The following is a 19,120-nucleotide window of genomic DNA, read 5'->3' as shown; positions in this document are numbered from 1 at the left end:
AGACGGTTCGCGGACTGGGCGGGAGCGACGGGAAGCGCAGCCCCGGGGCGCGCAAATGCGACGTGCACCGGGGCCATTGACACCCGGGCGCCCCCGTGGAACGCACCAGAACAAGAAGCAGTGTGCCCGGGCCGGTGCACCAATCACCGGCCCGGGCCGATCAACCACCTGAAAAGAGCAGGGGATCGACCATGCAGAACTCTAACGGTGGCCGTCACCGCAGGCCCCGGGAATCGATGACCGCACGCCTGTGGTGGGTGTTCGCCTCGGCACTGGCCTGGACCCTGGCCCAGGTGATCGGCGCCCCGACACGGAGCGAACCGAGGATCGCGCTGGCCCCGGCACCTCGGCGGCTGGAGCTGTCCGGCAGGGCCCAGGGAGCGGGATCGGGAAGTGACTGGGTCCACCCCGACCGGGTGGCGGGCGCCCTGGTGCGGCCCTACATGCTGCGGGAGTGAGCCGGGGTAGAGCACTGAACGCCGGGGCCCGGGCCCGCACGCGGGAGGCCGCCACGACAACGGGATCGTGGCGGCCTCCCTCCGTGTCCGAGCCCCGGCGGCCCCCGCTCAGCCCTCGGCGGGCGGTTCCTCGCCCAGGTAGAAGGCGGTGGTCCGCTCCCGGGCGGCCTCGGCGTCCGCACGCGGGGTGCCGAGTTCCACGTTCGCCTCGGCCCAGGCCGCGCTGCTCCCGGAGATGAACTGGCGCCCCTCCTCCGTGGCCTCCCAGCCCTCGGCCTCCTGGGGCTTGGCCGCCCCCGAGTGCAGGTGCTGCGCCAGCCCGAGGAAGGCCAGGTCCCAGCCCACCCCGGTCGCGCCCGGGCCGAACTGCTGCCAGAACTCCGACTCGGTGTCGGCGGGCGCGGTGTGCTTCAGCGTCAGCCGTGCCCCCTCGTCCTCCGGGTCCACCCGGACGGTGATCCAGCTCGTGTTGCCGCCGAACTCCCAGGTGGCGCTGAAGGAGTGGGGCGCCGTGCAGGCCTCGATCGTGCCGCTGGCGTTCCCCTCCACCTGGTACTCCCCGCCCAGGCGGAGGTCACCCGTCACCGGGGCGAACCAGCGGCGGAGGCGCTCGGCCGAGGTACACGCCTCCCACAGGTCCTCGACCGTGGTGTCGTAGCGCTGGCTGATCGAGGACACCATCGTCTGTTCCCCGTCGCGCTCCCCGGCCTTCAGCTCCCGGGACACGGCCCGGATCTGCCCGTCCACGTCGACGGCTGTGCTCTCGCTCATTGCTCCTCCTGGATGCGTCGTTGCCGCTTCCCCCGGGCGATCTCGGTCTCCAGCGCGGCCAGGCGCGGCCCCCAGAACCGGCGGAACGGGTCCAGCCATTCGTCCACCGGGCGCAGGGCCCGGGCGTCGACCGAGTACAGCCGCCGGGTGCCTTCGGCGCGCACGGTCGTGAACCCGTGTTCGCGCAGGACCCGCAGGTGCTGTGAGACGGCGGGCTGGCTGATCCCGAACTCCTCGCGGACCACCGCGGTCAGTTCGCCCGAACTGAGCTCGCCGTCGGCGAGGAGTTCCAGGAGGCGCCGCCTGACCGGGTCACCGAGAACGTCGAAGGCGTGCATGGCTCCACGGTATCAATGAGGACTTATATAAGCGAGGATTGATGGAATCTGTCCGTGGCCCCGGACAGGGAGGAGCCCCGCGCACGGGGTACGCGGGGCTCCGAAGGCGCGGCCGGGCCGGGAAACGGGTCAGCCGAGGACGACCGGCAGTCGGGCGCGGCCGCTGGCGACGATCGAGGGCGCCTCGGGGACCTCCTCGCCCTCGGCCAGACGGATGTCCGGGAACCGGGAGAACAGCGCCTCCAGGGCGGTGCTGCCCTCCAGCCGGGCCAGCCCCGCGCCCAGGCAGAAGTGCGGGCCGTGCGAGAAGGCCAGGTGCCCCTTCTGCTCCCGCTTCAGGTCGAAGACGTGGGCGTCCGAACCGTGCTGACCCGGGTCCCGGCCGGCGGCACCGAAGCCCACCAGCAGGGCCTCGCCCTTGGGCACGTGCACCCCGGCCAGGGTGAGGTCCTCGGCGGTGTAGCGCAGCGGCAGGTACTGGATGCTGGCGTCCCAGCGCAGCGTCTCCTCCACCACGTCGGCCCAGGACGCCTCGCCGCTCCGGACCAGCGCGAGCTGCTCCGGGTGGGTGAGCAGGGCGTGCGCCGCGTTGCCGATGAGGTTCATCGTGGTCTCGTAGCCGGCGCCGATCATCAGGATGAGCGTCCACACGAGTTCGCTCTGCGAGAGCCTCTCGTCGCCCTCGGCGCGTGCCGCCAACAGGGCGCTGGTCAGGTCGTCGCCGGGGTTCTTCGCCTTCTCCTCGGCCAGGCCGCCCAGGAAGGTCTGCATGTCGGCGTTGGTCCGCGCCGCCACCTCCGGGGTGGTGGTCGCGTCGAAGACCCGGTTGATCAGCGTGTGCAGGGCGTCGCGGTGCTCGGGGGCGACCCCGAACAGCTCGGAGATCACCGTCATCGGCAGGGGCAGCGCCAGCGCCGCCTTGAGGTCGACCGGCTCGGGCCCCGCAGCCTCGGCGGCGTCCAGCAGCTCCGCGGTGATCTCCTGCACGCGCGGGCGCAGGACCTCCACCCGGCGGGGCGTGAACGCCTGGGACACCAGGGTGCGCAGGCGGCGGTGCCGGTCCCCGTCCGCGGTGAGCATGTTGTCCGGGGCGACCCAGGAGATGAGCGGCCAGTCCATCGGGATCTCGCCCTGGGCCCAGGGGCGCCAGTGGCGCGCCTCCTTGCGCACGTCGGGGTGGGCGAGGGCCTCCATGATCACGTCGTGTCCGGTCAGCGCCCGAACAACCACGCCACCAGTGATTTCAACTTCGACGACGGGGCCTCGGTCGCGGAGTCCGGCTGTCTGCCGGTGGAGGTCGTAGGGGTGGAGGACGGGGATGTCTGCTGCCATGGCGGCGTGCTGCCTTTCGGGGAGTCGGGGGTGAAGGTGACCGGGAGCTGGGCCAGTGCCAGAGCGAAGGGGGCGGGGCGCCACTGGAGGGTGTCCTGGGCCGTCCGCAGACTGGGGAGCCGCTTGGTCAGGGTCTCGACCCCGACCTGGGCGATGGCGTAGGCGAACCCCTGGGCCGGGCAGCGGTGTGGGCCCACCCCGAACGCCAGGTGTGCACGGTTGCCCTGTTCGAGGTCCGGGCCGCCCCCGGACATGGCGGCGTGCGCGGCCGCGTAACCGAGCAGGATCGGCTCACCCGCCCTGATCAGGGTCCCGGAGCTGGTCCGCACGTCCTTCACCGGGTAGAGGACGGGGTAGTTGTTCACCGGGGGGTCGCGCCAGAGCACCTGGTCGATCGCCTCGCTGACCCCCACCCGGGCGCCCCGGAACGCCTGGCGGACCTCGTCGTCCACCAGGAGCGTGCGCGTGGTGCCGGAGATGAGGTTGGCGGTGGGTTCGGCCCCGGCCCCGATCGTCACGACGAGCTGGGCCAGCAGCTCCTCGTCGGTCAGGCCCGCACGGTGCTGGAGCATCCACGAGGTGATGTCGTCCCCGGGCGCGGCGTGCTTGGCGGAGATCGCGTCGGACAGGGCGCGCTCGTACTCGCCGTTGGCCTTGGCGGCGTCGACGCCGTCCCACAGGTCGCTGAGGGAGTTCAGCACGCGCTGGCCGACGTCGGGGGAGAAGCCGAAGAGGTCGCACAGCACCAGCAGCGGCAGCAGGCGGGCGTACTCGGAGACGAGTTCGGCGCGGCCCCGCGTGCAGAAGGCGTCGATGAGGGTGTCGGCGTGCTGGCGGGTGATGTCCCCGACCCGGCTCTCGGGGACCCGGCCCAGCGAGTCGACCACGGCGCGCTTGAGGCGGGCGTGCTCGTCACCGTCGGCGTAGAGCAGGTTGGGCCGGTGGCCCATCATCGCCAGTGCCGGGGCGTCGTCGGGTATTCGGCCCTCGCGCCAGTCGAGCCACAGGCGCGAGTCGCGGCGGAAGGTGCGGGTGTCCCGGCACCAGGCGGTGATCAGCGTGTAGTCGGCGACCACCCAGGCCCTGATCCCCGGGAAGATCTCGGCGGGGAAGACGGGCCCGTGGTCTCGGACCATCTGCTGGTTGACCGCGTGCGGGTCGGCCTGGAAGTCAGCGGAGTGGAGTTCGGCGTACGGGCAGCGGGGGGCCACAGGCATCCTGTCATGGGGAGGTTACGGGGCGCTCAGTCTAGTGACATACCAAGGGTTTCCGACACCTGGGGCCACACCTGGAACTCCTGTCCCGTAGGGCTTCCCGGACCCCGGAGTCGGCGCCGGGGCGCTGTCCGGGCCGGGCCCCGGGCACGGAGGAGGCCGCTGACCTGTGCGGGCGTCCGGGGAGGGCGGTTGCGGGCCTCGCCCGGCCACGGGGCCGCCCAGCGGTCAGGTGCGGGGCGGCGGGCTCAGGGAGACGGCGGCGGGAAGGGCGTCGAAGGCGGCCACCAGCTCGGTGACCAGCGTCTCGCCGTCCCCGGTCCGTTCCGCGGTCCGGTTGGCCCGGAGCCAGTTCTTGCTGCCGTAGCGCACGGCGGAGAGCGTCATGTCCGCGGCCAGGCGCAGTCGCACGTCCTGGCGGCCGTCGGCCCCGAACGCCTCCTCCAGCGCCTCGGTGATCCGTGCCCGCAGGCGGCCGTCGGCGTCCGTGTGCTGGTCGTGCACTGCGGGGCCCGGCCGCCAGACCCCCGGGCGGCGGGGTAGCGCCCGGCCCAGTCCCCGGGCATCTCCCGCACCGAACGGGGGTAGCGGTCCCGTAGTCGGGCGGTGTGCCGGGGGCGAACCCGGTCAGCCGCCGGTAGTCCTTCCACGGTTCGCCCACCGCGGCCATGGCGACCTCCTCCTTGGAGTAGTAGCGGAAGAAGGTCCGCACCGACACCTACGCGTGTTCGGTCAGCTCGTCGAGGGTGACGTTCTCGTAGCCGTGCCGGAGGAAGAGCCGGAGCGCGGTGTCGGCCAGGGTACGGCGCGTCCTGAGTTTCTTGCGCACGCGCAGGGGCAGGTGCTCTTCGGTCGGTCCGTGGGACTGCGTGGTCATCGGGCCAGGGTAGCGAGCCCGGAACGGAAAACCCCTTGCTTCCGGGCAAGCTCCGTGAAAAATTGCCAGTCGCTGGCATTTTATGAGGGGTGTTGTCATGACGGACGAACCGGACACGAACGAGGGCCAGCACATCGAGGCACTGGGCGACCAACTCGTCAAGGTCCACGACATGCTGCGCGGGCAGCTGGTCGGCGCTGGCGGGGTCGGGTATGGGACCAGGTGGCGGGCCCTCGGCCTGGACCTGTAGCTCCGCAAGCAGTGTCTGTCGTTCTGCGAGTTCCTGCTCGGACACGGAGGGAGGCCGCCACGATCCCGTTGTCGTGGCGGCCTCCCGCGTGCGGGCCCGGGCCCCGGCGTTCAGTGCTCTACCCCGGCTCACTCCCGCAGCATGTAGGGCCGCACCAGGGCGCCCGCCACCCGGTCGGGGTGGACCCAGTCACTTCCCGATCCCGCTCCCTGGGCCCTGCCGGACAGCTCCAGCCGCCGAGGTGCCGGGGCCAGCGCGATCCTCGGTTCGCTCCGTGTCGGGGCGCCGATCACCTGGGCCAGGGTCCAGGCCAGTGCCGAGGCGAACACCCACCACAGGCGTGCGGTCATCGATTCCCGGGGCCTGCGGTGACGGCCACCGTTAGAGTTCTGCATGGTCGATCCCCTGCTCTTTTCAGGTGGTTGATCGGCCCGGGCCGGTGATTGGTGCACCGGCCCGGGCACACTGCTTCTTGTTCTGGTGCGTTCCACGGGGGCGCCCGGGTGTCAATGGCCCCGGTGCACGTCGCATTTGCGCGCCCCGGGGCTGCGCTTCCCGTCGCTCCCGCCCAGTCCGCGAACCGTCTCCGTGCCCTCAGCTGGCCAGGTCCAGGCCGATCTCGCCCAGGTCCGGCTCCCGGTCCAGACGGATGATCGCCCGCAGGAACAACGGCTGGCCGCGTTGTCCCTCCCACCACCAGAAGTCCGCGATCCGGTCCACCAGCCACAGCCCACGCCCGCCCGGGTTCAGCTCCCCGGGCTGACGGTCCACCACCTGCGGCACCAACACCGGCCCGCCGAACCTGGGCCCCTGGTCCAGCACCCCCAACAGCACGGTCCGCTCCCCCAGGAACTCCAACGAGAGCCCCATCCGCCCGCACTTCTCACTGCTCGCCGTGTGCCGCACGGCGTTCGTCGCGAGCTCGCTGCCGACCAGCTCCACCCAGGACCCGCGCCCGCCCTGGAGCCGCCGATCCCGCACGAACCACGCACGGGCCCGCGCCACATCGGCGCAGGTCCCACCCAGGTAGCACCACGCCGCGGACGACCACCCCACCCCACCACCAGGCCGCCGAGGCCCAGGTATCCGACCACCACTCACAACGCCCTCCTCAACACACCAACCACACGACAACAGCTTGTTCTGCTGCCCTCCGCCCCAAGCATGGACCGCCAAAACTAAAACTGCAATACTGCAGAAAGAAGTCATGCTGTTTACGTAGATTGATTGTCGAATCATGCTGAGTGATACGGTTCACGAAGATCAAGGGAGGTCAGACAGCATGGCCGTACGTCTCAGCCCCACCGCCCGCCAGCGACGCCTCATGGCCGAACTGAACCGGCTACGCGACAACTCAGGCCTCTCCAGAGCCGAGGTCGCCGAACGAATCGGAAGCACCGACAGCACGCTGTGGCGCTACGAGACCGGCATGACCCGCCCCAAGCCCGGAGATGTGGCCATCCTCCTCGACGTCTACGGCGTGCACGGGGCAGAACGCGAAGAACTCATCGAGATGGCCAAGCACGCGCGCAAACGCGGCTGGTGGCACCGGCACCGTCAGACTCTGAAGCCCGGTTTCGACAGCTACATCGGCTTGGAGGCCGCCGCCTCGGTGGTGCGCACCTTCCAGACCGCTGTGGTACCCGGCATCCTGCAGACCGAGGCCTACGCCCGCGCCGTCATCGAACAGACCGCCATCACCTCGGCTCCAGACATGGTGGACGAAAAGGTCCTGGTCCGCCTGTCACGCCAGGAACTCCTCACCCGCGAGGACGCCCCGCTTCAGGTCGTCGCGATCCTGGACGAGGCAGTCCTGTGCCGCCAGGTCGGCGGGCCCGAAACGATGCGTGGACAGGTCCAGCACCTCATCGACCTGGCCCAGCGCCCCAACGTAACCATCCGCGTGGTGCCGTTCTCCCATGGTGCCCATCCCGGACTGGACGGACAGTTCAACCTTCTCGAGTTCCCCGAGCAAGCCGACCCGGATCTGGTCTACCTGGAACAAGCTGGTAGCGGTCTGGTTCCGGAGGACCCGGAAGAGGTACGCAGGTATACGCTGATGTTCGGGAGCCTGTTGGGCAAGGCCCTCAAGGCCGACGAAACCCTCTCCTTCATGCGCGGGCTCCTGCCAGACGACCAGTAAGCCCCCCTCGAACGATGAGGAGGCCCGGAGATGTCCGCGCCACGCACCCCCGCTCACACCTCATGGCACAAGAGCAGCTACAGCACCAACGGCGGCGACTGCGTTGAGGTGGCGGAAGGCCAAAACGTCCTGGTCCGCGACACTCAACACCGCGAGCACGGACACCTCGCCTTCCAGAGCACCGAGTGGGCCAATCTCCTGACCACTCTTCAGCGCTGACGCGAACGGGTACCCCGCCCCATATCCGGGGTACCCCTTCCTCCGGAAACGGCGCGTGCGTTGGGTCAAGGCCAGCGCGAGCACCAGCGCACAGGGCTACGCACAGGTCAGATCCGCCCGCGAAAGTGCGACCGAGATCGAGGACACCAAAACCCCGAAGGCCCCACCCTCACCGCCCCCACGCCGCCTGAGACCACTTCCTCGACCAGGTCTCCATCGGCCGCACCACCCACGGACGCCTACGCCCCGAGTCCCTGCCTGCCGGAGGCTTCACCCTCACCGCCACCCCGAACTCCCCCACCCTCGTCTATCCCAAGGCAGAGTGGGACGCCTTCAAGCTCGGAGCCCGGCCAGGAGAGTTGCGCGACCCCGTCCCCAGGGCGTCCCTGTGAACTGACGGGTAATCGACATCCCACCCTCGCCACCCTTAGAAGTCCACGAACCCCCGAGGGCTATAGTGCACCCATTCGCCATCAAATACCAGCAGCACCTTCATGTGAGACCCAAGAAATAAAGACCAAAGAGATAAAAATAAATGAAATTAGATAAAGCAGAATATAAACAGTGGGACCAGTCAGTTTGACCGGACGCGATCCCTCGTGGAAAAAATTCACACAAGAAATTTTTGCAAAATCAATCAGCTCCACCAAGGTCGTGGCCAAGAGCGTGGCACAGACAAGCAACAATGCAGTCTTGTAAGCCTCACCCCCAGAGAATTCTAGAAATTCAAATATCAGATAATGGAATACCATTCCAGGGATTAGGACGAATATCGAGTAACCCACTGAAAAAATTCCGTCAACGACACAGAGATTTCGAACCTCCTCTAAGTCCAGCTCACCCGACCTACCCTCCATCCTTAAATCTTGAACATCGGAAAAGAAATCACGCAGCCCGGAATGGAAAAACCCAACGACCATGGGAACTATCCGAACCACTCCCACCCACCAAATAAACGAGCGCCCCACTAAGAACCCCTAAGCACATAAGATCACAAATTTTCAGCAGATCAATCCCACCTAACTCACCTTAACTAGAGCCTTCCCTGGGCGATCAAATGCTCCTTCATTGTAGGCCACTCCGCCCACAGTAATATTCGTACCGACATGACCAAGCAAACTATTAACATCACTGGACATGCCAGCAATTGAATCCTCGGCAGCCTCAAGCTTTGCATTTGCCCATTTATGAGCCTTTGCCCTCTTCCTGACAACTCCATTGTTCGTGGTAATGCTTTTCCACCATTTGCTCTTCGCCGACGCTCCCCTAGCAAACGCCGCTGTACGAACTCCTACTGCACCAACGATTGGAACCCCACCTAGAACTCCCCAAATTCCGGCACCCGTATTTCCCTGAGTGAAATTCCACACGCCCGAACCCACAGAGAGAGCCGCACCAGCCATTCCACATACTGGGCAAGCAACCATTCCAGCAACCCCCAACGCCAGCCCAGCGTCACCAAGAATATTACCCCAATTTGCGCCGCCATCGTGGCTCAAATAGCGCTTCTCGAACCAATTAGCTTCTTCAAGCGATTTTTCCTCTGGAGTCTTCACAGGCTTCGGAGGTGCAGTTATTTCCTCAAACATCCTCTGGACATTCGAAGACGGTGGCGCATATCCGCGCGCAGGATGCCATGAAGGAGGCGATCCGTAATTCGGCATCGGTTCATACCCACGAGCCGGATGCCAAGAACGATTCGGTGTGGACACGCTACTGGAAACGCTGATAGGTGCATACCCACGAGCCGGATGCTTCGAAGACTCCGAACTATCGCCAGGCATAGGCGCGTACCCGCGAGCAGGATGCCAACTCAACCCTGAAGGGTCAGTGAAAACGGTCGGGCTATTGTTCGAATACACATACCCGTTCATCGATTGCGCGTCGACCAGGTTCATCAACGGATCCACCGAGATAAACCGGCCCAGATCAGCATCATAGGCTCGGGCTCCGAGTTGGGTCAGCCCAGTGGAGGCATCGATCATGCCGTCCACGAACCCGCGCTCGCCCGGCCACGTCCCCGTGGTGCCACGCTCCTGGCCGAACACCGTCATCCGCCGTTGGGTGACCTCATCTCCCACCGCGGCGACACTCATCTGACCGGTGCCATGGTGATCCGGCATCGTCCAGTGCAGGGAACCATCGTTCTCCCGCACCGCCACCGTCTCCCCCGCATGGGAGAAGTACCGGGTCGCTTCCTCGGTTCCCGCGGGTTCGTCCCAGGTCACCTCCATCCCGGGCAGGTACAGGGTGGTCGCACCGTTGGCGCGGCGCAAGAGACGTTCGCCATCGGCGTCGTAGACGTACTCGGTCGTGGACAGATCGCCCGTGACCTTGGTCAGCTCACCCTCAGGGCCCCATTCCAGGGTCTGGTCATGCTCACCATCAGCCCGAGAGATCATGTTCCCGGCCTGGTCGTAGTCGTAGGAATGGGTGCTGTTACCCGAGCTGCCGGACTCCGCGACCTGGGTGACGGCGTGCGCCGGCCCCTCACCATCCTCTGGGCTGGTGTAGTCGCGGGTGATACCCCCACCGGGACCGTGCTGGACCTCCTGAACCCGGTTGCCGACCTCGTCATAGGTGAACTCGTGCCAGTACGGGGCCGCCCCGCCCAGCTCGCTCACCTGCGGCTGGGCCGCACAGGCCTCCTCCCCCGTCGCATCGGGGGTCCAGACCTGGTTCAGGCGGCGCAGGTGGTCGTAGTCGAAGCACTGCACGTCGGACGCGCGCTCGGTGTCGGTGGGCTCATCGTTGATGGACAGCAGGTTACCCCGGTCGTCGTAGTCGTAGGTCTGGGTCGAGAGCGAACCCTCGCCCAACTGCGGGACGACGCTGGCCATGTCGAGCCGGTTGGTCTTCTCGTCGAAGTCGAAGCTCTGCCAGGTGCGGTTGGCGCCCAGGGACCCGAGGTGGAACTCGCGTTGGACGAGGTTGCCGATCTTGGAGTAGACGGTCTCGGTGACGATGTGGTCCGACCCCGAGAGCGTGGTGGGGTTGCCCAGGTCGTCATAGCCGTACTTGACCGGTTCGGCGCGTAGCCCTCCGGCTGCGGGCATGTCCGTGGCTTGCACGCTGCCGTCGGGGTAGTAGAGGGTCCGGAACAGGTAGTTGCCCGCGAGCTCTCCCTCGCTGGAGGGGATGGAGATCTGGTGGGCGCGGGGCCGGTTGACCGGGTCGTAGCCCAGGACTCGGGTGGTGTAGGCCTGTCCGTCCTGGTAACGGGTGGAGGCGGCGGGTTGGCCGATGGCCACGCTGTCAAAGGTCCATTCGGCCCGCAGGTCTCCGTCGCCATCACGCAGCTCGACCTGACGTCCCAGCTCGTCGTAGACGGTCTGCAGGGTCTGGCCGCGTGCGTCAGTGGTCTCCACCAGGCGGTCCAGGTCGTCGTAGACCATCTCGCTCACCCCGGTGTCGGGGTCGCTCTCGCTGACCTTTCGACCACGCAGGTCGTAGCGGAGGACGCGCAGGTGTTCCCGGGGCTGGCCGCCAGCCACCCCGGACTCGCGCCCGTGCTGGAGCGGCTGACGCGGGAGCACTCCGTGATCAGCCGAACCCTGGACCGGATCCAGGAACTGGCCTCCGGCCGGAACGGCTCGCCGCTGAGGTCGGGGCCCACCTCGACTACGAGGAGGCCCAGATCGTCGAGGTCCTCAACTCCTACGGCCCCGTGACGCTCCGACCCCCTGCCGGGGCGGGGCCGCCACGGCCGTCGTGTTCCGGCGATCCGGACGCCGTCGCGGAGTCTGATCGAGTCCTCGCCCCGCCGATGCCCGGCACCGTTCGATGACCGGGACGGCTGCGGTGGCGATCCGGTAGTGCACCTCGCACCATGTGGAGTTCGAGATGGTGCAGATCGCCACTGGCCGCTTGAGCTCCCATGCTTCACGATGGTGGAGTCCGCACGCCGTCGCCTGGAGTCGCCATGTCCTCTGCCCCGCCCTCCCCGGGTCCAGCCGCAGCCGAGCACCTCGACGTCCTGATCGTCGGCGCCGGGATCTCCGGGATCGGAGCCGGTCGCTACCTCAAGGCCGAACTCCCCTCGAAGTCCTTCGCGATCCTGGAGGCGCGGGCGGCCTCCGGCGGCACCTGGGACCTGTTCCGCTATCCGGGTGTCCGGTCCGACTCGGACCTGCACACCTTCGGGTACGAGTTCAAGCCGTGGCGGGACGAGGAGTCCATCGCATCGGCGCCGCGGATCCTGGACTACCTGCGCGAGACCGTGGCCGAGAACGGCCTGGACCGCCACATCCGCTACCACCACAAGGTGGTCTCGGTGTCCTGGTCGAGTGAGCAGGCGCGGTGGACCGTCCTGACCGAGCGCACCGACAGCGGCGAGCAGGCGACGCTGACCTGCTCGTGGCTGTTCGCGGCCGGCGGCTACTACCGCTACGACCAGGGGTTCACCCCGAACTTCGAGGGCCGGGAACGCTTCCGCGGCACGATCGTGCACCCGCAGCACTGGCCCGAGGACCTCGACTACGCGGGCAAGCGCGTGGTGGTCATCGGCAGCGGCGCCACCGCCGTCACCCTGCTGCCCGCGATGGCCGAGACCACCGCGCACGTGACGATGCTGCAGCGCACCCCCTCCTACATCATGGCGGTGCCCAAGAAGGACGCCGTCGCCAACGCCCTGCGCGGGCTCTTCGGGCCGGAGCGCGCCTACGCGCTGACCCGGCGCAAGAACATCGCCCAGCAGCGCCTCGTCTGGTCTCTGTGCCAGCGCTACCCCAAGGCCGCGCGCCGGTTCATCCGCTGGGCCAACACCAGGCAGCTGCCCGAGGGCTATCCGGTCGACGAGCACTTCAACCCGCCCTACGACCCCTGGGACCAGCGCCTGTGCGCGGTGCCCGACGGGGACCTGTTCAAGGCCATCCGGGAGGGGAGGGCCTCGGTCGTCACCGACCGGATCAGCACGTTCACCGAGAACGGGGTGCTCCTCGAATCCGGCCGCGAGCTGGAAGCCGACGTCATCGTCACCGCCACCGGCCTGAACGTGCAGGCGTTCGGCGGGATCGGGATCACCGTGGACGGCGAGCAGGTCCGCCTGCCCGACACCGTCGCCTACAAGGGCATGATGCTCTCCGGGGTGCCCAACCTGGCCTTCTCGATCGGCTACACCAACAGCTCCTGGACGCTGAAGGTCGGCCTGCTGTGCGAGCACTTCTGCCGCCTGCTGGCGCACATGGACGCCCACGGCCACGACGTGGCCCGACCCGAGGTCTCCGACCCGGCGATGCCGACCCGGCCCCTCCTCGACTTCGACGCGGGCTACGTCAAGCGGGCGATCGACCAGCTGCCCCGGCAAGGAGACCGGATGCCGTGGCTGACCTCGATGGACTACCGATCGGACGTCAAGCTGCTGCGCGCCGACAGCGTCCTGGACCCGGAACTGCACTTCAGCCGGGCCGGGGCCGCGCGCACCGGCTCCGCGCGCACCGGGACGGCGGCCACCCGATGAGCGCCGAGCACACCGAGAACGAAGCCGCTGACCCGGCGCTCGCGCCCGCGGAGGCGTCCGGTGACCGGTTCGCGGACCTGCCCGGCGGGATCCGGATCTGTTACCGCGTCGACGGCCCCGCCGACGGAACCCCGCTCCTGCTCGTCGCGGGCCTGGCCCTGGACCTGACCTCCTGGCCCCAGCGCATGGTTCAGGGTTTCGTGGACCGCGGGTTCCGGGTGATCCGGTTCGACAACCGCGACGCGGGCCGCTCCACCCGGATGGCCGCACCGCCGCCGGGGCGGCTGCGCCAGCTGCTGGCCCGGCCCCGGAGGGACGCCTACGACCTCACCGACATGGCCGCCGACACCCGCGGCCTCCTCGACCACCTCGGCGTCGACCGCGTCCACCTGGTCGGCATGTCCATGGGCGGCATGATCGCGCAGACCCTCGCGGCCCGGCACCCCGACCGTGCGGCCACCCTGACCTCCATCTTCTCCACCACGGGCAACCGCAGGGTGGGCCAGCCCTCGACCTCGACCCTGATCCGGATGGCCAGGCCCGCGGCCCGCACCGCCGCGGAGTCGGTGGAACGGCACCTGTCCCTGCTCGCGCACATCGGGTCCGCGGTCTACCCGCCCGACGAGCAGCTGGAGCGGACCTGGGCGCGCGCCGTCTGGGACCGCCGCGGCGGTCCCCGCAGCGGCGCGGAGGTGGCCCGTCAGATCGGCGCCATCCAGGCGTCCGGCGACCGCACCGCGCAGGTGCGCCGGATCACCTCGCCCACGCTGGTCGTCCACGGGGACGCCGACCCCATGGTCCACCCCAGCGGAGGCCGCGCCACGGCCCGGGCGATTCCCGGGGCCCGGCACGTCCTCATCCCGGGTATGCGCCACCATCTGGCCCCCGGGGTCCTCGACCATCTGGTCGACCTCACCACCGGCCTCGCCCGCACAGAGCGCGCCAGGGGCGAGGACCGCGAGGGCTGAGCTCGCCGACGCCCGCGCCCTCGATGCCCTCGTCCGTATCCTGCCCACCGGTCATCAGCGCCTCTTCACCGCCGCGGTGCGCTCGCGCCGTAGCAAGGGCTGAACGGCATGGGCGGATCATCATGGCCAAAACGCCTCATCCGAGCTGCTTGGGAGGTATAAAATCCACCGGTGAAAGACGACTGGGATCCGCCTTCCCCACGGGCGCGCGAGGTCATCCGCAAGGGTGCCGAACAGGCGCTGGACCCTCAGGAGGAATGGCTCGACGAGCTGTTCGACGCGGTCCGGCACGCCAGCGGCACGTCCCCCGCGCACGTGGACCCGGTGCTGGAGGACGGCGCCCGCCGGGCCAACCTCTCCAACCTCCTGCACTGGGCCGCCGCCAACATCCAGTGCCCGGGGGCCCGGGTCAGCGCCAACCTGAGCCCCGAGCTGCTGGAGTCCGTCCGGGACATGGTCCGCCGTGACCTGGACGAGAAGGCCCTCGACATCTGGCGGCTGGGCCAGAACGTCGCCTGGCGCCGCTGGATGGAGATCTGCTTCGGCCTCACCTGCGACGCCGAGGTCCTGCACGAGGTGCTCGCCCTCACCTCGCGGTCGATCTACACCTTCATCGACGACACCATCGACGCTGTCAGCGAGGTCATGCGCCAGGAGCGGCGGGAACTCGGCCAGGGCACCCACTCCGAACGGCTGACCACCGTGTCCCTGATCCTCGAAGGCGCACCGGTCTCCCGTTCCAGCGCCGAATCACGCCTGGGCTACCACCTGACCGGCAGCCACCTGGCCGCCATCATCTGGGGAAACGACGTCACCGGCGACCAGCTCGAACAGGCCGCCGAGCTGGTCCTGGCCGCCGCCGGAACACCGCGGCGCCTCACCGTGCCGGCCACCGGTTCGTCGATGTGGCTGTGGCTCCCGGTCTCCACCGCGCCGCGCACCGAGGACCTGGAGTCGGGGCTCGCCGCCGTTCCCGCGGTCCGGGTCGCCCTCGGCCGCCCGCGGGCGGACCTGGACGGTTTCCGGCAGAGCCACCTGGAGGCCGCGGCCGTCCAACGCATGATGGCCCGCCTGAGTACCTCTCGTCGTGCGGGCGGTTACACGGACGCCCAGCTGGTGGCGCTGCTCAGCCAGGACGTGGGCCGGGCGGACGAGTTCGTCGCGGACACCCTCGGCGAGCTGGCACGCGCCGACCCCGTCCTGCACCTGACCCTGCGTACCTACCTCGACCAGCAGTGCAACGCCGCCCGGGTGGCCGAGCGCCTGTACACCCACCGCAACACGGTGGTCCGGCGGCTCGCCCGCTGCGACGAGCTGCTGCCGCGCCCGCTCGCCCACGACCCGGTCAGCGTCGGCGCGGCCCTGCACCTGCTGTCCTGGAGCGGACCGAAGGAGTGATGGCCCGGGGCTGTGCGGGGCCTGGTCGAAACAGGCTTGGCGGAACACGGGTGCGGATCGCGGCTGAGATCCCAGCGCGGCGGGAAGCGCAGCTTCGGTGCACAGGGGCCCTTGACACCCGCGCACAGGATCACGGTGATCGGCGCACCCCTGAAAAGCACAGTGCCCGGGTCGGTGCGACAACCACTTGATCCCAGGGCGCCTACGTCGCTTCCGGTAGCAAGAACACCAAGAAGACCCCGCTGGGGAGAGGGACGGGAGCCTTCACAGGGTGGCGAGGAAGTCCAGCAGGGCGGCGTTGACCTCCTTGGGGCGCTCCTGCTGGGTCCAGTGGCCGCAGCCGGGCAAGGTGACGTCGGCGTGCAGCTTCGGAGCGATCAGCGGCAGCATCTCGCGCAGCTCCGGCACGCCCTCCAGGATGGTGACCATGTCCCTGTCGCCTGCCACGTACAGGGCCGGGACCTCGATGCGCAGGCCGTGGAAGGCCGACATCAGGCCCTGGTTGCGGTCGATGTTGCGGTACCAGTTGAGCGGGCCGGTGAACGCGTCCGGCGCCGAGTAGTCCTCGGCGAACACGGCGACGTCCTCGGCGGTCAGCCAGTCCGGTAGCTCCGCCGGTTCGGGCATGCCGTCCAGCAGCGCCTCGCCCTCGTCGACGATCCAGGGGCGGGGTGCGTCCTCGTCCGGGTTGTCGCCGGAGGCACCGACCAGCAGGCGGCGCACGGTCGCGGCCGGGTCCGCCGCCAGTTCGGCGTCGGCCCTGCCGGGCTCCTGGAAGTAGACCTGGTAGTACCCCTTCCCGTAGGTGCGCCGGGACGACCCGATCGAGGGCATCCCGGTGGGCGGAAGCGGCGGCACGCTCAACCCCGCCACGGCGCGCACCAGGTCCGGGCGGAGCAGCGCCGTGGTCCAGGCGACCGGGGCGCCCCAGTCGTGCCCGACCAGCACCGCGTCCTCGGCGCCCAGCGCGCCGATCAGCGCGGTGACGTCCCCGACCAGGTGCGGCAGGGTGTACTCCTCGACGCCGGCCGCCCGGTCGCTGCGGGCGTAACCGCGCTGGTCGGGGGCGACCACCCGGTACCCGGCGTCGGCCAGGGCGGCGAACTGGTGCCGCCAGGAGTACCAGCTCTCGGGGAAGCCGTGCAGCAGCAGGACCAGCGGGCCCTCGCCCTGTTCGGCGACGTGCAGACGGAGGCCGTTCACCTCGACGTGGTGGTGCTTGACGTTCAACTCGACTCCTCTCGCCGCCCCGCCGGGCGCCCCGCAGGGGCCGGGCCGAGGGGACGGCCCAGGTGGGTTGGACCGGCGGAGCCAGCGTAGGGGAGCGGGCACGGCGCGAACAGGGCCCGTGGGCCCGAGAGGGCGGCGCCCGCAGTGGAGGGTCCACCCGGCCAGGGCCGATACATCCGGTTTGACCTGCTAAGGGACACGCGGGCCGAAGGCTGGGCCGGAGCTTTCGCCGGTGTGACACTGAGACCTTCGGGGGTGGGACATGCAGGAGCCGGGAGTGGCGGAAGTGACACCGCTCAGCAGGAGTGAGCTGCTGTTCCAGGAGCTCGTCAGGTCCGTGCACGAGAGTGGGCCCATCGAGGTCCTGGAGGCCGCCGGCCGCTACGGCATGGCGATCGGCCTCACCAAGATCACCGTGCACCTGGTCGACCTGCAACAGCGCCTGCTCGTCCCGCTCACCGGCGGGCCCATCCTCGACGTCGACTCCAGCGTCGCGGGGGAGGCCTACCGCTCCGACACCCTGCGGCTGGCCGAGGGCGGCGCCGACGAGCTCAGCCTCTGGCTGCCGCTCAAGGACGGCGCCGACCGGGTGGGGGTCCTGCACATCCGCACGCCCCGGATCGACGAACCCATACTCCGCCGCTGCCACACACTCGCCTCGCTGCTGGCCCTGGTCGTCACGTCCAAACGCGCCTACAGCGACACCTACGTCCGTCGCACCCGAACCCGCGACGTGCAGCTCCGCACCGAGATGCTGCGCGCCTTCCTCCCGCCCCGAACCCTGGGGGCCAGGCGCGGGGTCTCCACCGCGGTCCTCGAACCCGCCTACGAACTGGGCGGCGACGCCTTCGACCACTCCATCACCCGCGACACCCTGCACGCCGTCATCCTCGACGCGATGGGGCACGACCTCGCCTCCGGGCTGACCGCGTCGGTGGCCATGGCCGGTGCGCGCAGCGCCCGCCGCAACGGCGCCGACCTGGCCGAACTCACCGACAACGTGGAACACGCCCTGGTCACCTGGCTGCCGGAACGCTTCTGCACGGCGGTCTTCGCCACCCTGGACCTGGCCACCGGGGTGTTCTCCTGGGTCAACTGCGCCCACCCCGCGCCCCTGCTGATCCGCGACAGGCGACTGGTCGAGGGGGCGATGGAGCGCACCCCCGAACTCCCGCTCGGCCTGGACGGGGTCTTCACCGACGTCTCCCCGCGCACCGTCCACGAGTTCGCCCTCGAACCCGGCGACCAGGTCCTGCTCTACACCGACGGCGTCACCGAGGCGCACGACAGCGACGGGCAGATGTTCGGTCTGGAACGCTTCACCGACTTCGTCATCCGGGCCGCCTCCGCCGACGAACCCGCCCCCGAGACCCTGCGGCGCCTGATCCACGCCATCCACGACCACCAGCGCGGCAGCTTCACCGACGACGCCACCATCATGCTGCTGGAGTGGACGCCCGACCGCGGTGTCCCGCGCCCGCGGGCCGACTGACCGGCCGGATCAGCCGACCGGCTGCCCCGACCCGGCCGACCGGCCGTCCCGTCCCCCGAAAGGTCACCACAGGGCGAGCACCCGGCTCGGGCCGCCGGAGGCGTCCAGACCGGGCAGTACCCCCACCGTGATCACCGCTCCGCTCGGCGGCAGCTGCTCCAGCCCGGTCAGGGCCTCCAGCCCCCACCGGTCGGCGCGCCCCACCACCTCGTGGGCGGGGAACTCGGTGGAGTTCCCGGGGTCGGTGCTCAGCGTGTCCACGCCCGTCCCGGCGATGCCGCGCCGGGAGACCAGGAACTCACAGGCCTCGGGGGAGAACCCGGGGAAGTGCCACGAACCGTCCTCGGCCGCGCCCCGGACCCGCTCGTCGCCCTCCGCCCAGCGGGCGCTCCACCCCGAACACATCAGGACCGCCGCCCCTGCCGGGATGCGGCCGTGCGCGCGCTCGAAGGCGCGGACGTCGTCCACGGTCACCGTGGTGTCGGGGTCCTGTGCGGCCCGGGCACGGATGTCGATCACGGCGGCCGGGGCGACGAGTTCACCCGGGTCGATGTCGGGCACCAGCCGACCACCGCCGATCACGTGCCCGGGGGCGTCCAGGTGGGTCCCGGTGTGCTCGGACATGCTCCACCGCTGCACGTAGAACCCGAACTCCCCCTCGGGGGCGGGCGGTGCGAGCGTCTCCCGGACCGGCTTGTCCTCGTCCCAGGACGGCATTCCGGGGGAGAGGGTGTGGCTCAGGTCGGCCACCCTGTGGAACCCCTTCGGCCAGGGGCGGTGTGCGGCGGGCGGGGCCGGTGGTCCGGCGGGCGCGGAGCCCTCGGCTCGGGCCCTGACGGTCTCACCGGTTCCGTGCAAGCACATGGGGTCCCCTTCGTCTGGTCTCTCCTGTGGTCCTATGCCTGGCGGGCCGGGTGCGTCAACTTCCACCCCGGCTCCGGCACGCGGCCCTTCCCGGGCCGCACGCGGCGC

At 69.4% G+C, this 19,120-nt stretch carries 20 protein-coding genes; 8 read left to right on the top strand and 12 right to left on the bottom strand.

Annotation, left to right across the window (positions count from 1 at the left end; genetic code table 11):
- Positions 1-191 precede the first annotated feature (191 nt).
- A complete protein-coding gene (locus ACUKCB_RS10990) occupies positions 192-458 on the top strand; it encodes a hypothetical protein (RefSeq protein WP_473040409.1) in 267 nt (88 codons plus the stop codon).
- A gap of 108 nt (positions 459-566) precedes the next feature.
- On the opposite strand, the gene ACUKCB_RS10985 is transcribed toward ACUKCB_RS10990, so the two are convergent.
- From ACUKCB_RS10985 to ACUKCB_RS10960, 6 genes are all read right to left on the bottom strand, one after another.
- The gene (locus ACUKCB_RS10985; RefSeq protein WP_473040414.1) at positions 567-1,229 is read right to left on the bottom strand and encodes an SRPBCC family protein; all 663 of its coding nucleotides are present in this window, start codon (positions 1,227-1,229) and stop codon (positions 567-569) included.
- Positions 1,226-1,567 (bottom strand): ArsR/SmtB family transcription factor, encoded by a 342-nt coding sequence (locus tag ACUKCB_RS10980; protein ID WP_452543715.1) that lies wholly within the window; start codon positions 1,565-1,567, stop codon positions 1,226-1,228. Before ACUKCB_RS10980 ends, ACUKCB_RS10985 begins: the two co-directional genes overlap by 4 nt.
- Positions 1,568-1,696: 129 nt before the next feature.
- A complete protein-coding gene (locus ACUKCB_RS10975) occupies positions 1,697-2,797 on the bottom strand; it encodes a cytochrome P450 family protein (protein ID WP_473040413.1) in 1,101 nt (366 codons plus the stop codon).
- Complete coding sequence (locus tag ACUKCB_RS10970; RefSeq protein ID WP_473040974.1) at positions 2,779-4,110, bottom strand: cytochrome P450 family protein; 1,332 nt, start codon at positions 4,108-4,110, stop codon at positions 2,779-2,781. The genes ACUKCB_RS10975 and ACUKCB_RS10970 overlap by 19 nt, the downstream gene beginning before the upstream one ends.
- 231 nt (positions 4,111-4,341) lie before the next feature.
- Positions 4,342-4,617: a hypothetical protein gene (locus ACUKCB_RS10965; RefSeq protein WP_473040412.1), complete on the bottom strand. Its 276-nt coding sequence runs from the start codon at positions 4,615-4,617 to the stop codon at positions 4,342-4,344.
- A gap of 214 nt (positions 4,618-4,831) precedes the next feature.
- Positions 4,832-4,990 (bottom strand): hypothetical protein, encoded by a 159-nt coding sequence (locus tag ACUKCB_RS10960; RefSeq protein WP_473040411.1) that lies wholly within the window; start codon positions 4,988-4,990, stop codon positions 4,832-4,834.
- 97 nt (positions 4,991-5,087) lie between these two features.
- Between ACUKCB_RS10960 and ACUKCB_RS10955 the strand changes: the two genes are divergently transcribed.
- On the top strand, positions 5,088-5,240 hold the full coding sequence (locus ACUKCB_RS10955) for a hypothetical protein (protein ID WP_473040410.1): 153 nt from the start codon (positions 5,088-5,090) through the stop codon (positions 5,238-5,240).
- A gap of 128 nt (positions 5,241-5,368) precedes the next feature.
- On the opposite strand, the gene ACUKCB_RS10950 is transcribed toward ACUKCB_RS10955, so the two are convergent.
- Both ACUKCB_RS10950 and ACUKCB_RS10945 read right to left on the bottom strand, forming a co-directional pair.
- Positions 5,369-5,635 (bottom strand): hypothetical protein, encoded by a 267-nt coding sequence (locus ACUKCB_RS10950; RefSeq protein ID WP_473040409.1) that lies wholly within the window; start codon positions 5,633-5,635, stop codon positions 5,369-5,371.
- 199 nt (positions 5,636-5,834) lie between these two features.
- Positions 5,835-6,296, bottom strand: a complete 462-nt coding sequence (locus ACUKCB_RS10945; protein WP_473040408.1) for an ATP-binding protein — start codon at positions 6,294-6,296, stop codon at positions 5,835-5,837.
- Between the two features lie 226 nt (positions 6,297-6,522).
- On the opposite strand from ACUKCB_RS10945, the gene ACUKCB_RS10940 reads away from it, so the two are divergent.
- Both ACUKCB_RS10940 and ACUKCB_RS10935 read left to right on the top strand, forming a co-directional pair.
- The gene (locus tag ACUKCB_RS10940; RefSeq protein ID WP_473040407.1) at positions 6,523-7,383 is read left to right on the top strand and encodes a helix-turn-helix domain-containing protein; all 861 of its coding nucleotides are present in this window, start codon (positions 6,523-6,525) and stop codon (positions 7,381-7,383) included.
- A 30-nt stretch (positions 7,384-7,413) separates the two neighbouring features.
- Complete coding sequence (locus ACUKCB_RS10935; protein ID WP_473040406.1) at positions 7,414-7,602, top strand: DUF397 domain-containing protein; 189 nt, start codon at positions 7,414-7,416, stop codon at positions 7,600-7,602.
- A 473-nt stretch (positions 7,603-8,075) separates the two neighbouring features.
- Here ACUKCB_RS10935 and ACUKCB_RS10930 read toward each other — a convergent pair whose 3' ends face one another.
- Positions 8,076-8,522 (bottom strand): hypothetical protein, encoded by a 447-nt coding sequence (locus ACUKCB_RS10930; RefSeq protein ID WP_473040405.1) that lies wholly within the window; start codon positions 8,520-8,522, stop codon positions 8,076-8,078.
- Positions 8,523-8,621: 99 nt separating this feature from the next.
- The gene (locus ACUKCB_RS10925) at positions 8,622-10,997 is read right to left on the bottom strand and encodes an RHS repeat domain-containing protein (protein ID WP_473040404.1); all 2,376 of its coding nucleotides are present in this window, start codon (positions 10,995-10,997) and stop codon (positions 8,622-8,624) included.
- Between the two features lie 527 nt (positions 10,998-11,524).
- On the opposite strand from ACUKCB_RS10925, the gene ACUKCB_RS10920 reads away from it, so the two are divergent.
- The 3 genes from ACUKCB_RS10920 to ACUKCB_RS10910 all read left to right on the top strand — a co-directional run bounded on the left by ACUKCB_RS10920 (position 11,525) and on the right by ACUKCB_RS10910 (position 15,426).
- Positions 11,525-13,060 carry a flavin-containing monooxygenase gene (locus tag ACUKCB_RS10920; protein WP_473040403.1) on the top strand — a complete coding sequence of 512 codons (1,536 nt, stop codon included), beginning with the start codon at positions 11,525-11,527 and terminating at the stop codon, positions 13,058-13,060.
- Positions 13,057-14,028 carry an alpha/beta fold hydrolase gene (locus ACUKCB_RS10915; RefSeq protein ID WP_473040402.1) on the top strand — a complete coding sequence of 324 codons (972 nt, stop codon included), beginning with the start codon at positions 13,057-13,059 and terminating at the stop codon, positions 14,026-14,028. Before ACUKCB_RS10920 ends, ACUKCB_RS10915 begins: the two co-directional genes overlap by 4 nt.
- A gap of 171 nt (positions 14,029-14,199) precedes the next feature.
- Positions 14,200-15,426, top strand: a complete 1,227-nt coding sequence (locus ACUKCB_RS10910) for a PucR family transcriptional regulator (protein WP_473040401.1) — start codon at positions 14,200-14,202, stop codon at positions 15,424-15,426.
- 264 nt (positions 15,427-15,690) lie between these two features.
- On the opposite strand, the gene ACUKCB_RS10905 is transcribed toward ACUKCB_RS10910, so the two are convergent.
- Positions 15,691-16,656 carry an alpha/beta fold hydrolase gene (locus ACUKCB_RS10905; protein ID WP_473040400.1) on the bottom strand — a complete coding sequence of 322 codons (966 nt, stop codon included), beginning with the start codon at positions 16,654-16,656 and terminating at the stop codon, positions 15,691-15,693.
- Positions 16,657-16,918: 262 nt separating this feature from the next.
- On the opposite strand from ACUKCB_RS10905, the gene ACUKCB_RS10900 reads away from it, so the two are divergent.
- Positions 16,919-18,148, top strand: coding sequence for a PP2C family protein-serine/threonine phosphatase (locus tag ACUKCB_RS10900; protein WP_473040399.1), 1,230 nt, complete (start codon positions 16,919-16,921; stop codon positions 18,146-18,148).
- 63 nt (positions 18,149-18,211) lie between these two features.
- Here the strand turns inward: ACUKCB_RS10900 and ACUKCB_RS10895 are convergent, their stop codons facing one another.
- Positions 18,212-19,012, bottom strand: coding sequence for a cyclase family protein (locus ACUKCB_RS10895; RefSeq protein ID WP_473040398.1), 801 nt, complete (start codon positions 19,010-19,012; stop codon positions 18,212-18,214).
- Positions 19,013-19,120: the final 108 nt, after the last annotated feature.

This window comes from Nocardiopsis moroccensis, from assembly GCF_055763695.1.
The sequence above is the reverse complement of the archived record's forward strand: the minus strand, read 5'-3'. Positions and strand labels throughout refer to the sequence as shown.

What these genes read in the sequence shown, in the direction of transcription:
- ACUKCB_RS10940 (WP_473040407.1), top strand. Translation starts at nt 6,523, where the DNA reads ATGGCCGTACGTCTCAGCCCCACCGCCCGCCAGCGACGCCTCATGGCC.
- ACUKCB_RS10960 (WP_473040411.1), bottom strand. Translation starts at nt 4,990, where the DNA reads ATGACCACGCAGTCCCACGGACCGACCGAAGAGCACCTGCCCCTGCGC.
- ACUKCB_RS10900 (WP_473040399.1), top strand. Translation starts at nt 16,919, where the DNA reads ATGCAGGAGCCGGGAGTGGCGGAAGTGACACCGCTCAGCAGGAGTGAG.
- ACUKCB_RS10950 (WP_473040409.1), bottom strand. Translation starts at nt 5,635, where the DNA reads ATGCAGAACTCTAACGGTGGCCGTCACCGCAGGCCCCGGGAATCGATG.
- ACUKCB_RS10990 (WP_473040409.1), top strand. Translation starts at nt 192, where the DNA reads ATGCAGAACTCTAACGGTGGCCGTCACCGCAGGCCCCGGGAATCGATG.
- ACUKCB_RS10895 (WP_473040398.1), bottom strand. Translation starts at nt 19,012, where the DNA reads ATGTGCTTGCACGGAACCGGTGAGACCGTCAGGGCCCGAGCCGAGGGC.
- ACUKCB_RS10925 (WP_473040404.1), bottom strand. Translation starts at nt 10,997, where the DNA reads ATGGTCTACGACGACCTGGACCGCCTGGTGGAGACCACTGACGCACGC.
- ACUKCB_RS10930 (WP_473040405.1), bottom strand. Translation starts at nt 8,522, where the DNA reads ATGGTCGTTGGGTTTTTCCATTCCGGGCTGCGTGATTTCTTTTCCGAT.
- ACUKCB_RS10935 (WP_473040406.1), top strand. Translation starts at nt 7,414, where the DNA reads ATGTCCGCGCCACGCACCCCCGCTCACACCTCATGGCACAAGAGCAGC.
- ACUKCB_RS10985 (WP_473040414.1), bottom strand. Translation starts at nt 1,229, where the DNA reads ATGAGCGAGAGCACAGCCGTCGACGTGGACGGGCAGATCCGGGCCGTG.
- ACUKCB_RS10955 (WP_473040410.1), top strand. Translation starts at nt 5,088, where the DNA reads ATGACGGACGAACCGGACACGAACGAGGGCCAGCACATCGAGGCACTG.
- ACUKCB_RS10980 (WP_452543715.1), bottom strand. Translation starts at nt 1,567, where the DNA reads ATGCACGCCTTCGACGTTCTCGGTGACCCGGTCAGGCGGCGCCTCCTG.
- ACUKCB_RS10920 (WP_473040403.1), top strand. Translation starts at nt 11,525, where the DNA reads ATGTCCTCTGCCCCGCCCTCCCCGGGTCCAGCCGCAGCCGAGCACCTC.
- ACUKCB_RS10915 (WP_473040402.1), top strand. Translation starts at nt 13,057, where the DNA reads ATGAGCGCCGAGCACACCGAGAACGAAGCCGCTGACCCGGCGCTCGCG.